Origin of the sequence: Echinicola sp. 20G (assembly GCF_015533855.1) — a bacterium.
Classification (GTDB): domain Bacteria; phylum Bacteroidota; class Bacteroidia; order Cytophagales; family Cyclobacteriaceae; genus Echinicola.
Genome location: NZ_AP024154.1, coordinates 5167501 through 5180815 on the forward strand (window position 1 = coordinate 5167501; position 13315 = coordinate 5180815).

The 13315-nt window shown below is 39.3% G+C and carries 10 protein-coding genes (1 of these 10 cut by a window edge); 2 read left to right on the plus strand and 8 right to left on the minus strand.

Features of this window, described 5'->3' with window-relative positions:
• The 3 genes from JL001_RS20790 to JL001_RS20800 all read right to left on the minus strand — a co-directional run.
• Positions 1–254 carry the beginning of a DUF1080 domain-containing protein gene (locus tag JL001_RS20790; RefSeq protein WP_200979589.1) on the minus strand. 520 nt of this gene lie to the left of the window's left edge, so the window shows 254 of its 774 coding nt (coding positions 1–254); its start codon is at positions 252–254; the stop codon falls past the left edge of the window.
• 456 nt (positions 255–710) lie between these two features.
• Complete coding sequence (locus JL001_RS20795; RefSeq protein ID WP_200979591.1) at positions 711–1478, minus strand: helix-turn-helix domain-containing protein; 768 nt, start codon at positions 1476–1478, stop codon at positions 711–713.
• A gap of 12 nt (positions 1479–1490) precedes the next feature.
• The gene (locus JL001_RS20800) at positions 1491–1748 is read right to left on the minus strand and encodes a hypothetical protein (protein ID WP_192010800.1); all 258 of its coding nucleotides are present in this window, start codon (positions 1746–1748) and stop codon (positions 1491–1493) included.
• A 267-nt stretch (positions 1749–2015) separates the two neighbouring features.
• Between JL001_RS20800 and JL001_RS20805 the strand changes: the two genes are divergently transcribed.
• Positions 2016–4343 (plus strand): TonB-dependent receptor domain-containing protein, encoded by a 2328-nt coding sequence (locus tag JL001_RS20805; protein ID WP_200979593.1) that lies wholly within the window; start codon positions 2016–2018, stop codon positions 4341–4343.
• A gap of 46 nt (positions 4344–4389) precedes the next feature.
• Here the strand turns inward: JL001_RS20805 and JL001_RS20810 are convergent, their stop codons facing one another.
• A complete protein-coding gene (locus JL001_RS20810) occupies positions 4390–6648 on the minus strand; it encodes a Tex family protein (protein WP_200979595.1) in 2259 nt (752 codons plus the stop codon).
• Between the two features lie 248 nt (positions 6649–6896).
• Between JL001_RS20810 and JL001_RS20815 the strand changes: the two genes are divergently transcribed.
• Positions 6897–7478 (plus strand): TlpA disulfide reductase family protein, encoded by a 582-nt coding sequence (locus JL001_RS20815; RefSeq protein WP_200979597.1) that lies wholly within the window; start codon positions 6897–6899, stop codon positions 7476–7478.
• Positions 7479–7871: 393 nt separating this feature from the next.
• On the opposite strand, the gene JL001_RS20820 is transcribed toward JL001_RS20815, so the two are convergent.
• From JL001_RS20820 to JL001_RS20835, 4 genes are all read right to left on the minus strand, one after another.
• Positions 7872–8792, minus strand: a complete 921-nt coding sequence (locus JL001_RS20820; RefSeq protein ID WP_200979599.1) for a serine hydrolase — start codon at positions 8790–8792, stop codon at positions 7872–7874.
• A gap of 60 nt (positions 8793–8852) precedes the next feature.
• Positions 8853–9464: an RNA polymerase sigma factor gene (locus JL001_RS20825; protein WP_200979601.1), complete on the minus strand. Its 612-nt coding sequence runs from the start codon at positions 9462–9464 to the stop codon at positions 8853–8855.
• Positions 9465–9672: 208 nt separating this feature from the next.
• Entirely contained in the window at positions 9673–12354 is a 2682-nt protein-coding gene (locus JL001_RS20830) for an alpha-L-rhamnosidase (RefSeq protein WP_200979602.1), read from the minus strand.
• 61 nt (positions 12355–12415) lie between these two features.
• Positions 12416–13315 (minus strand): ROK family protein, encoded by a 900-nt coding sequence (locus JL001_RS20835; RefSeq protein WP_236252924.1) that lies wholly within the window; start codon positions 13313–13315, stop codon positions 12416–12418.

Sequence of the window (13315 nt, forward strand, 5' to 3'; positions counted from 1 at the left end):
AGGCCATCTTCAATAATCCATCCCTCAGGCAAGACATCCTGGTTATAACCTCTCCAGCCTTCCGCACTCTTCCCATCAAATAGTAATTGCCATCCTTCTGCTTTTTCCTCTGAAGTCAAGGAATTCTCTTTTGGCGTCTCCACTTCTGGAGCAGTGACTTCAACAGTCTCTTCCGAGGTGGTTTCTTTTTTACCACTATCGCAGGCTGCCATTATAGCCACCAAAGCAAAAATACTTAGTGTTCTCTTTTTCATATTTGCTGTTAATTAATCATGTGTCATTCTAAAATAAATTGATACTTAACTTTACTGAATAAAGTGATTATCCCTCCAACCCTACTTGCTAAATCATTCAAAAAGGTCCATCACACCAAGAACAGGTGGAACTACACCAAAACTGAAACCCATAATATTGAATATCTAGACTCATAAATATAATATTTTTAATTATATAATCAGAGTTTATTTAATTTTTCGAATTAATAATTTGATAAATGGTTGTATTTGCCTTATGATCAAACAAAATATTTAAAAAAGAAAAAGAGGCTGTCTCATAACTAGTGACAGCCTCTGTTTTATTCGGGTCGGTATCTGAGCTAATTTTCATACAGCCAAATCTCAGGCTCTTGAATTGACTTTTGAGACAGCCTCCCTCACCTTAACAAAGGGCTCATTTTCAGCAATGCCCTGCCAAGTCAAAAAACAAACTGCTTATTTAGACTTTACAATATTATTCTTCAATTCAGAAATCATATCAGCAATATCCTCCAAAGTCACAGGTTTATTTCTATCCTTGGGATTTGGAAAGTCAGTACTGATAAAAGCTTTGGCCTCCCATACTTCTTTGACATCCTCTCCTGGTATTTCATAAGGCTTATACATCTCGTTGTCGGAGACCAAAAAAAGCTTTCCATTTTCTTCCAAATAATTAAAAACCCGCTTATAAACCACCCCTTCAGTTTCTGAAACCAAAATATACGTCTTCCCACTCTTAATATCAGTCAGCTGCTCAACATAGACACCAATAACAACAGTTCCAGAAGGCAAAGGCAGCATACTGTCCCCATTGATTTCGAAGGCCCTATAAGTAGCATTTTTAGAAAGGTTGGGCAAGTGGAATTGAGGAAGTTGTTGAACAAACTCTGGATCAGCATAGCCATTAAGATACCCCGCAGATGCTTTCTGAGGGATCATCGTGATATTCTCATTTTCCTCGTTATCCAAAGAAATAGTCAAAATCTTTATATCTTTCTTCTGAGTGGCTTTGCGACCTTTTTTTTCTATGTCATGATAAAGCAGCTCATCCAAAGAAACAGAAAAAATATCTCCGATCAATTTTAACGTCGACAATTTGGGTTCCGACCTTCCATCTTCATAAGCAGAGATCATGGTTCTTTTGATCCCAAGCTGATCCGAAAGGTTCTCTTGTGTCATTTGCTTGCCTTTCCTCAGGTACTTCAAGTTCTTCCCTAGTAACATCTCTAAAAGTTTTTATGCACTGTAAAGGTAAAAATTATGATCATCTCTCCATTGGCTTTTGAAAGAAAACCGATTAAGGTCCATCCGCGATCTTTCCATCATATCCATCCTTTCCCTGATTTCCTGAATCACATCTGCCACTGCCCTATCACCGCTTACCAATAAATACCCATATCTTGGATGCAATTGATCCTCTACAAAGAATTTTACTTGGTGATTTCCAGATGCCAACTGCTTACTAACGATTCTGATTTTTGGGGCCTTTTCCATTAACTTATCTGCTTTTGAATTTCTTACACTAAATTAACAATGTTTATAAAACAAACAAAATTAAGTTTTCAAAAACAACTTTTATGCGACACAAATTGTCTTAAATATTAATCAATTGGATTGATCATTATTTATTCATGTTCATTAAAATGACAAAGCCTCTTTAGTTACCGTAAATCAGCCCATACGCCCATTAGTCTAAAAGCATCCGTTTTACTAAACCCATTAGCCCTAATATTGGTTAATAATAATGTAACCAACTAAGCAATGAGACCTATTAACCGATTCTTACTTTTATTTTTCTTCTTGACACCATTTTGGACACAAGCTCAGATTAACATTAGCGGGCAAATTGTGAACGAAGAGGACAGAGAGCCTCTATTGTTTGCCCAAGTAGCGCTTTTCGAGGCTGGCAGTGAAAACACAATTACTTACACTCAATCTGACGAAAACGGGAAGTTTACACTTGACACCAAAAGTGGTAATTATGACATCAGGGTATTTCTGATTGGATATGAAAACAAGAAGTTGGAAAACCTGGCAATCAATGAGGACAAAGACCTAGGGCAAATCGCTTTGGTTTCTGAACAAGAAGAGCTTGATGAAGTAGTAGTTCAGTCCAGCACTATCCCAATGAGAACCGACGTGGAAGGCATCGTGATTACTCCCGAACAAAACTTGGCCAATGTTGGAGGTACCCTTTTGGACATTTTGAGAAACACTCCTTCCGTCAGTGTCTCTGACGATGGCTCAATTTCCCTGAGAGGAAGTTCAGGGACGAATGTACTTATTAATGGACGTAATTCTTCTTTGACCCAAAATTTGGACCAAATCCCGGCCAGTGCTATTGAACAAATTAAGGTTATCAATAATCCCAATGCCCGATATGATGCTGAAGCGGAAGGTGGTGTCATCAATATTATATTGAAAAAAGGGGAAAATATGGGGACACATGGTGGCGTTGAATTAACCTATGGCACCAGAAACCGACTCAATACCGGAGCACGCGTCAATCACACCACAGCTAAATACAGTGTCTATGCTGGCTATAATTATAGAGACTGGAAAGGCCGTGGAGAAAGAACCACTTTCAGGGAGATTTACGAGGACAATGAAATCCTCAACCAAAACAATCAATCTTCAGAAACCCGTAAAAACCATAATTTCAATTATGGAGCTGATTACTATTTCGGCAAAAACGTATTGAGTTATCAAGGGGTATACAATACTGGTGATGATTACGAAAACAACACCTTATATTCCAACCTTTCTGATGGCACCACTGATGATTTGATCCTACAATATGTCAGAAGAAATATCGAGTCGGAATCCGATGATGGGTATGATAATGCCTTGATATATGAAAGAACCTTTGATGATAAGAACCGGGAACTTAAGATCAGTGCCAATAATTCCTATCAGAACCAATACAAAATCCAAAATATTGACATTTTTAGAAATGCTACTGAGCCATTGCCCGAAGACCTGAATGGTCAAGAAAGGGCATTTACTGACGAGAAGCGCTACACCACAGTGATACAAGCGGACTATGTTCACCCTATAAATGAAAAAGTAAAACTTGAGATGGGATTAAAATCAACTTTTAGAAAGTTTGATAATGACTACCAATATTACCAATTTTCTGAAAGCGAGAATGATTTTGTAGAAAACACTGATATCAGCAACCATTTTCTATACAAAGATCAGATTCATGCTGCCTATTTTATTTATTCTAGGACTTCAGAAAAATTTGATTTTACCTTAGGTACAAGGGCCGAGCAAACCCATGTAGAAGGGTTGCTTTACAATACCAATGAGCTTAATGAGCAAGATTACCTCAACCTTTTCCCAAGTGTGCAAGCATTATATAAGCTTGATGATGAAAATTCATTCAAGTTTACCTATAGCCGGAGAATTGACCGACCAACAGCCTGGAGATTAAACCCTTTCCCTGACATTACAGACTCTTTGAGTGTAAGAAGAGGTAATCCCAATTTACAACCTGAAATGATTGATTCATTTGAATTGGGTCATATGGTGAATTTTGAAAATGCCAGCCTTACAACCAACCTATTCTATCGCTATGTAGATGGTGTATTGGATTACATTACCATGGTGGAAGATGGTATTTCTTATCAGCAACCTGAAAACCTAAATTCAGGACAATCTTATGGATTGGAATTTATAGGAATAGCTGACATTACCCCATGGTGGAACCTTAACGGAAGTATATCACTCTTCCAAAGTAGAGTAGATGGTTCTAATTTAGGAGAGGAATTTGTAAGCAAAGGCTTTGCTTGGAATTCCAAATTGACCACTGATTTTAAACTACCTCTTGATTTTACTTTACAACTTGTCGGAGATTATGAATCACCCGAGATAGAAGCACAAGGGAGAGATTTTGCAAGGTACAGTATGGATGCCACATTGCTCAAAAACTTTTTGGAAGACAAACTCAGCCTATCCGTTAGTGTTCGAGATGTCTTCAACACCAGAAATTTTGGGGGATACAATCAATCTAATGACTTCTACCAGGAATTTAGGGCTGAATGGGAAAGTAGGATCGCGCTTTTCAGCGCTCGATATAATTTCTAGAGAAACAAAGAAGCCGGTCGTTCTAACATCGACCGGCTTCCTTTTCTTATTTACCAAATTTCCCTTTCAACATGGCCAGTTTAGCGGCCAAATCTCCTTCCGGTTCTTTTTCTCGCTCTCTCCTTCTCTCTCGGTTTCCACCATCTGTTTTACCTTTACCTCTCTCAGCAAATGGATCGGATTTCATACTTAATCCAATACGCTTTCTGTTCAAGTCTACCTCCATCACGGTTACTTCTACTTTTTGGTTCACCGTAACCACTTCATTAGGATCAGAAATGTAACGATCTGCCAAATGGCTCAAATGCACCAATCCATCTTGGTGAACTCCAATATCTACAAAAGCCCCAAAATTGGTAATATTCGTAATGATACCTGGAAGTTTCATTCCTGTCTTAAGGTCCTTCATTTCGTTGACACCTTCCTGAAAGCTAAAAACTTCAAAGGTTTCTCTAGGGTCACGACCCGGCTTGGCCAATTCATCCATGATATCCTTTAACGTCGGAAGTCCTACCGTTTCGGTGACATAATTTTTCAATACCACTTTAGATCGCAATTCTTCACTTTTCATCAGGTCGGTCACACTGGTCCCAATATCCGAAGCCATTTTTTGTACCAATAAATAACTCTCTGGGTGTACCGCACTTCGGTCCAAAGGATTATGACCATTATTAATCCTCAAAAAGCCTGCAGCTTGCTCAAAGGCTTTGTCCCCCAAACGCGGAACACTCTTGATATCTTCACGGCTCTTGAATGGCCCGTTTTCATTTCTATAATTGACAATATTTTGTGCCAATGACGGTCCAAGTCCAGAAACATAAGTCAACAATTGTTTGGAAGCTGTATTGACCTCTACCCCTACTCCATTCACACAACTCATTACAGTATCATCCAAAGAGCTCTTCAATGCGGTCTGGTCCACATCATGCTGATACTGTCCAACACCGATTGATTTAGGATCGATCTTTACCAACTCGGCCAATGGATCCATCAACCTTCGCCCTATAGATACTGCTCCTCTGATGGTCAAATCCAGATCAGGAAACTCTTCCCTTGCTACATCAGAAGCAGAATAAATAGATGCCCCACTTTCATTCACCATCACGATCAAAACCTCTTTAGGCAAACCTATTGACTTAAAGAACTGTTCTGTCTCTCTACTGGCAGTTCCGTTTCCTATGGCGATTGCCTCGACCTTATGCAGGTCTACCAAATGCTTGACCAAAGCTGCCGATTCAGCAGTTTTTCTTTGAGGTTCATTTGGATAAATGGCATCATAATGCAGCAACTGGCCTTGTGGGCCCAAGCAGGCTAACTTACATCCTGTTCTAAACCCTGGATCTATAGCCATAACAGATTTCTCCCCTAATGGCGCACCCAGCAAGAGCTGACGCAAGTTTTCTCCAAAAACCTTAATAGCATCTTCATCTGCCTTTTTCTTGGTATAGAGCCGCACTTCAGTCTCCATCGAAGGCTTCATCAACCTTTTGTAACAATCCTTGATGGCCAACTTCACTTGCTCCGAACTAGTGTTGTTTCCAGTTACTACCATGCTTTCCATCAGTCCGACAGCATCCAATTCTTCTGGACAAGAATCCAACATCAGGAACAGTTCCTTCTCTCCTCTTCTCATGGCCAAAACCCGGTGGGAAGGAGCTGTTTTGATTGGCTCAGTCCATTCAAAATAGTCCTTGTATTTGATGGCCTCAGTTTCTTTTCCAGGAATGACCTTAGATACAAATTTCCCTTCATTGATGAATAAATCACGCATTTTCTTTCTCAACTCAGCATTCTCATTCACCCACTCCGCAATAATATCCCTGGCTCCTTGAAGAGCATCCTCCACATTGGCCACTTCGTTTTCTTCGTTGACAAAAGCATTTGCCTCAGCTTCCAAATCAATGGATTCTTGTTCAAAAATCCTGGTAGCCAACGGTTCAAGGCCTTTTTCTCTTGCAATGGTAGCCTTGGTTCTTCTCTTTGGCTTATACGGTAGATAAAGATCCTCCAAAACAGACATCGTCTCTGCCCCATTGATTTTTTCTTCCAATTCAGGAGTAAGTTTTTCTTGGTCCTTTATGGACTTCAAAATTGCTTCTCTTCTTTTATCTAAATCGCGAAGCTGCTGCACACGATCCCTGATGGCTGCTACTTGTACTTCATCCAATGAGCCGGTAACTTCCTTACGATACCTTGAAATAAAAGGCACTGTTGCTCCTTCATCCAATAATTCAATGGTATCTGACACTTGTTTTTGCCTGACATTTAGCTCTTCGGCGATCTTTAGATAATGATTGATATTCATAAACTTTTAAAATATGGCTATGCTACAGGCTCGCAATTTAAAGTTTATCAAACAGTTTTCTGAAGGGATTTTGGATTTATTGTGACACTTATCACTAATGGATTGTAAATCAAATTATAACTTTGATATCTCGAAGGCCGTAAGAAAAAACTAATGGCCTTTTTAATAGCCGAAGAACTAAATTGCCACATCCCTTTGCTAGAATATTTATAAACATATTTTTCACAAAAAATCTATTAGAGCAGCATATGAACTGGAAGAAAGAAATCAAGAGTTGGGCCATCATTCTTGGCGTATTTGCATTTATTTACGCTATGGGTTGGTACGCCCCCATTGTAGGAAAAATCCAATCAATAGTGCTTTCTACAGGATTGATCAAACCTAATATTGACAAGAAAAATGAAGTGGGGAAAGACTTTGATTATTCTGCCAAATTCAAAAACCTGCAAGGTGAACTAGTGGATATGCAGAACTATAGAGGAAAGACAGTTTTTATTAACCTATGGGCGACATGGTGCCCTCCCTGTCGTGCCGAGATGCCCCATATCTCTTCTCTCTATGAAAAAATGAAAGAGGAAAAGGGTGTGGCTTTCTTAATGGTAAGCCTTGACAAAGATGCCGAAAAGGCAAAAAAATACATTGATGATCAAGCTTTCACTTTCCCTGTAGCACATGCAAGCTATGGACTCAACGCCTCTCTGAAGCATCAGTCCATCCCCACTACCTTGGTCATTAGTCCAGAAGGAAAAATCATTTTTAGACAAGAAGGCATGAGTAATTTTGATACAGAAGAGTTTCGGGAATTCTTGAAGAAACAGCAAAGCTCATAAAACGAAAAGAAATTTAGCCTCACACCCCTCAAAGCATAATTTTTAAAACATCAACAACCCATCAACATTATTTTTTTTGTAGAAAAACAATATTTGCTTAGTAAAAATTTTGATTTACCAATTATTAAAATAACTTTGTTTTAAAATAAAAAACATTAATCATTATTTGAAGTTCGTTTTTATCTATTTTAGGTTATTTGGTTTTTTCTTTTAGCCTCAGCTTTAGTCAATTAATATACCCAAATTCATTAATTCAGTCAATTATAAAGAGTGACTTTAGGTTTAATCATCCAAAACAAATAAATCTGCTCTTAGTGTAAGTTAAACCTTTTGACAAATAGCTATTTCAGTTGTTGATTTAGAAAGGCTTTCTTCTCATTTGGAAATTATCCTTTAGTTGCTCTTTTCATTTTTCGTCACAAAGTCATATATCATTTTTGATACATCAGCTATGGCCTTTACTCCTTCATCAGCGCTGGACAAGTTTTTTGATAAGATCACCAAAACATATTGGTCTCCATTGGGTAATCTCACAATTCCTGAATCATGTTGAACACCAGTAATTGATCCTGTCTTGTGGGCAACAATGACATCATCAGGCAAGTGAGCAGGGATCAACTCATTAAAATGCTGACCCAACAGTACCTTAAACATTTCATCAGAGGCTTGCTTGCTCACTGCTTTTCCAGTAGCAATGGACTCCATAATGATCATCAGATCAAAAGCGGTAGTTGTATTGCTCATACCCAATTCATAGGCCTTGAGGTCTTCCACTCCTCGCAAAACCAAAATGTCCGCTGCTCCCATATCCCTCATGGTCTGGGTAACTTTCTTTGCATCCAAATGGTCAATTAAAATATTAGTAGCCAGATTACTGCTCATGGTGATCATCTGATAATTGAGTTCTCTGAATGTGGTTTTCTGACCTATTTTTTGATACAGACCTTCTTGGCTATCTACGTTTAGGTCCATTGCATATGGACTTCCGTCTACTATACTCTTGAATTCATTTATGATATCCACTGAATCCTCCAAGGACAGGTTACCAATTGCCACTTGCTTATATAATTCAATCATCACTGGTGTCTTCATCGTACTGGCCGCATGAAAGTTCTCTTTTTCATTGAGAAAAAGACTTGTAGAATCTGAGGTTAAGGATTTAAAAGCAATTGCGAAATCACCTTCCACACTTCCAAAGCGTTCCTTAATCTTTTCTTTTAATTTGATCACTGAATCATCATCTTCCTTGTTGGAAGAATTACATGACAGAAAAAATAAACAAGCCAAAGCAAATAGTGAAAATAGTTTTCTCATGGTAACAGGAGGACTGATTGATGCATTTTAGATATTGAACTTCAATATCTGTATCTGAGCTCAATTAAGCAAACCTAATAAGACAGTCACCAAACTGTAAGAAACGCCTTGGCTAGTTTCAATCTTCTTGCGCAAGGATTTAGTCGCTCTATATATCTGATTTTCAACAGTTCGAACCGAAAGATTAAGCTGAGAAGCAATCTCTTCAGCAGTCATGTGCTGGATGTTCTTCATTACAAATACTTCCTTTTGTTTTACAGGTAGGTTGTTGATGGCCTCGGTGGCAAAATCATGAAGATCCTCAAAGATCACCTTGTCTTCAGTGTTAGTCGAAAATTCCTGGCTCATGGGAATAGCGTATTGCTGATAAGCGACAAAGCGAGCCCTCTTCTTGTACTTCTTCAATACCCCTGTCTTGACAATAGTAAAAATATAAGCATTGATCGATAGACTTTCATCTAACCTCTCTCTGGATTTCCAAATATGCAAAAAAACATCCTGCACGATTTCTTCAGCATCGTGATGAGAAAGATCCATTTTTCTGGAAATCCTATATATTTTGGAAGAATACTTTTGGTACAAACGATAATAAGCCAGCTCATCATGCTGCTTAATCTTTCGCACCAAATAGGCGTCTTCTTTTTCTACGGTTATTGGGTCTGGCTGTTGCATTTACAAAAATTCAATAAATAAACTAAAACGGTTTAGCTATTTACTTAAAATAAAAGGCTTTATAGCCTCTTATTTTTAAAAGAACATAAATGTTTTTAGAAAAGCAAACTTGCCAACATTTAATTTAATGCTAAACAATTTAGCAGAAGGATGTTTTAAAAAACCGGTTTTCTAGGCCACATTGTATGATTGTACCTGCAGCAGCTTGTTATAGTTCTATTTCCAGTTCATAACTTCCGGAAGAAAGTTCATAGGCTACTTTACTCCCTCTCTCGTTTTTTATTTGCTTAAATTGTGTATTCGCCTTAAGCTTCGCCGATCTGGGCAAAATTAAACTTGCAGTAGAATTGGCAGGTACCTCAATCACATAGCTTACTCTTCCCCTTTTGGTCTTTTTCCAAGATGATTTAATTTCTCCATATGGTCCTTGGTGAGTCGCTTCAAATTCTTCCAACCCATTAACAAAGTGGGGTTCTAGCAACACATTTCTAAAACCTGGATTAGTAGGATCAGGCTTTATACCTCCCAGTCCCTTGTATATCCACGCCCCTATTTCACCAAACATAATATGGTTCAGGGAAATATCATTTTGGGATTCGATATCCCAGTTTTCATACAGTGTAGTAGCTCCATTGACAATCCACCATCCCCATGAGGGATAGGTCTCTTGGGCAGCGATTTGGTAAGCTTCATTTGCATAACCATTTTCACTTAATGCATTGAGAATGGATTTTGTTCCTAAAAGGCCGACATCTAAATGGAAGCTGTCGGTAGCTACTCTTTCAGCCAAATTCTGAGCAACAAGCTCTCTCATATCATCTGGTACCAAACCCCAGTGTAATGCCACACTTAACTCTGTCTGGTAGCCACTGCCATAAATACCGGTTTCTCTATTTAGGTATTTATCATTTACAGCGTTTTTAATTTTTTTGGACAGGGCGCTGTATTCCTCTGCCTTATCATCATGCCCCAAGAGCGCTGCCACTTTGGCCAATATATTGGCATCCACATAGTAATAAGCTGAAGAGGTAAATTCTACAGGTGATTTTGATTTGACAGGAACCCAATCACCTAAGCCCCAGGTAGTCAAACCACTTGGACTGATATCAGCAATATGGTCTACGTACTTTTTCATGGCCTCATAGTTCTCTTCAAGAACTCTTTGATCGCCATAAAACAAATAAATATTCCAAGGAATAAGGCATATGGTACTCGTCCAGTCAGGGCCATTTCCCCACTCATAACCCCAACCTGAAGTCGGAATTATGGAAGGTAACACACCGTTCGGCTGCTGTTCGTCCCGATGATCATCCATCCACTTCTCATATACCTTGATTCCATCAAAACTGTAAAGCCCTGTTTCAATGGCAATATGAGCATCTCCTGTCCACCCATTTTTTTCCCTTTGGGGGCAGTCGGTGGGATAACCAAAAAGATTTGACAAATAAGCGTTATTGGTAGCGCTCCAGATAGCATCCAAGGTAGGGTTGCTGGATTTCACCATTCCTACTTTGGGTACATCACTATGCATAAAATAACCTTTCAAACTTTCCTTGGAAAGTACCAGTGGCTGATCGGAAGTTACCTCAACATATTGAAACCCTTTGTAGTTGAATTTCGGCACAAATGTCTCCTCTCCCTCTCCTCTTAAAATAAAAATGTCGGTCTGGAAAGGATCACTGTCATCTGTTGGGCGATAATGCACATCAATATTGGACATATCTACTCTACCATTTTCAGACAATCTTTCTCCGTGCTTAAGCCTGATTTCCGTGCCTGCTTCACCTTTTACCTTTATCTCACTTACACCGGCAATATTCCTACCTAAATCAAACACATAAGTAGAGTCATTGATTTTATTGACCGACTTTGCAGGAATCTTCACATTATGCCTAATTGGAGGCATTGCCTGGGCAGTAATGTTCTGTGTTGGCGCAGATCGATAAATCACACCTTTCCACTGGCTATCATCAAAACCAGGCTTGTCCCAGTCCGGTTGTTGCAATCTAGCATCGTAATGTTCAGCTGTATAAATGCTGTTAAAAATCAAAGGGCTTAAATCTGTCTTCCATTCTTTTCCTGTAGCTATGGTCTCCACCGTACCATCTTCATAAGTGATTCTTAGGTCCATACAAAACGTAGGACGATTTCTCCATGGAGCCTTGTCAAAAAACCAAACAGCTGTAGACTGATGGTTATACCAGCCATTGCCTAGCAAAACCCCTATGGCATTTTCTCCCTCTTGAAGGGCATTTGTCACATCGTGGGTCACGTACAGCAGTCTCCTATCAAACCTTGTATAAACTGGATCCAATTGGTGGTTTCCGATCCTCTGGCCATTGATGGACAATTCGTAAAGTCCACCCACAGCGATATAAGCCCTAGCCTGTTTTATTTTTTTGGAAGCATTAAAGCTTTTTCTAAAATAAGGAGCTGGCTTGACTTCTTTGCCCTGACCATCACTGATCCAAGCGCCTTGCCAGTTTTTCACCTTCATCATACCAGTTTCAAAACTGGCCACCTTGGATATACCTAAGCTTTTACCATCCTTGTCCCAGGTTTCTACGGCCCAAAAATAAGTAGTAAACGGCTCCAATTCCTCTCCTACATACTCTAACATTTGCCTGTCCCCAAATGTCTTTCCGGTATCCCAGATCAAATCTTGATTATTCTTTAGTGCAATAGAGTCTCTCGCCACTGCCACTCGAAAAGCTGACTGTACTGCGCCTTGCCGATCATCATCCAACTGCCATGTGATCCTTGGCATTGAAGTGTCTAACCCTATTGGATTTTCCAAATATTCACATCGTAAGGCTTTCTGGGATAAGGCAGGCTTAGCCATCGTAAAAAATAAAGCAGCAAAGAATAATAGATTTTTTAGTTTTTTCATGTCAGGTCGTTTTCAATAAACAAATGGGCTCCAATAGTTCCCTAGGCAAATAGCTTTCTCTTTAATTTTGTGCCCTTACATCTACCTCCTCTTCATACCAGCAACTGGCAGCTCCTATCAGTGCTGACTGTTCTCCCAGTGCAGTAATGGCGATTTTAACATTTTTAAATGACTCAAAAATCAAAGCTTCAACTTTTGGGAGAAACATGTCTGAGGACTGCGAAATGCTACCTCCCAAGATCACTATTTCTGGCCTTTCTGCACCAATAAACCTTTCAAGGAATTTTGAAAAATTAGTACTGAATTCGTCAAAAATATCATTTACCCAATCATTGGATTTCATCTCGACCAATTCCTTCACCCCTTTCAGGTTCAGGCCTGTCTTTTCTAAATATTTACGAGCAAACCACCGAGTGGAAAAATACTCCTCCACAATACTTTCGCCGAATTCATCGCCCCACCTAGCAGCATCTTCCGCTTCCTTTCCATGAAAATAAGCTGTACCAACGCCAGTTCCCAAAGTAATTCCAATTGCTCTTTTTACTCCCTTGGCAGCTCCCCCAAAAACTTCTCCTTGTAAAAAACACGCAGCGTCATTTTTAAAACGAATTTGAGCAGCACTTATCCCCATCTCCTCGGCAAGAAGCTCTTTTACATTTTTTCCGTACAAAGTTTCATATTTATCTTGGGTACTGTCAATCCATGAAATACCCTCTTGGTAATCAAAAGGACCTGGCATCGCTATTCCAATTTTACAACTTGGAAGACCATCTCCAGCAATCTCTTTTATTGCTTGAGCCCAAGCCCTTATGATTTCCTCTGCCGAACCTTTTGAGTTGACTTCTTTTCTGATCGGTCTATCGTGGACAAGGTTTCCGTTTAATAAATTGACTTCTCCCACGGTAATATGTGATCCACCTACATCTACGCCTATCGCACAGTTTTCATTCATGATGCTCAT

What these genes read in the sequence shown, in the direction of transcription:
- JL001_RS20825 (WP_200979601.1), bottom strand. Translation starts at nt 9,464, where the DNA reads ATGCAACAGCCAGACCCAATAACCGTAGAAAAAGAAGACGCCTATTTG.
- JL001_RS20820 (WP_200979599.1), bottom strand. Translation starts at nt 8,792, where the DNA reads ATGAGAAAACTATTTTCACTATTTGCTTTGGCTTGTTTATTTTTTCTG.
- JL001_RS20805 (WP_200979593.1), top strand. Translation starts at nt 2,016, where the DNA reads ATGAGACCTATTAACCGATTCTTACTTTTATTTTTCTTCTTGACACCA.
- JL001_RS20810 (WP_200979595.1), bottom strand. Translation starts at nt 6,648, where the DNA reads ATGAATATCAATCATTATCTAAAGATCGCCGAAGAGCTAAATGTCAGG.
- JL001_RS20795 (WP_200979591.1), bottom strand. Translation starts at nt 1,478, where the DNA reads ATGTTACTAGGGAAGAACTTGAAGTACCTGAGGAAAGGCAAGCAAATG.
- JL001_RS20815 (WP_200979597.1), top strand. Translation starts at nt 6,897, where the DNA reads ATGAACTGGAAGAAAGAAATCAAGAGTTGGGCCATCATTCTTGGCGTA.
- JL001_RS20800 (WP_192010800.1), bottom strand. Translation starts at nt 1,748, where the DNA reads ATGGAAAAGGCCCCAAAAATCAGAATCGTTAGTAAGCAGTTGGCATCT.
- JL001_RS20830 (WP_200979602.1), bottom strand. Translation starts at nt 12,354, where the DNA reads ATGAAAAAACTAAAAAATCTATTATTCTTTGCTGCTTTATTTTTTACG.
- JL001_RS20835 (WP_236252924.1), bottom strand. Translation starts at nt 13,315, where the DNA reads ATGAGCATCATGAATGAAAACTGTGCGATAGGCGTAGATGTAGGTGGA.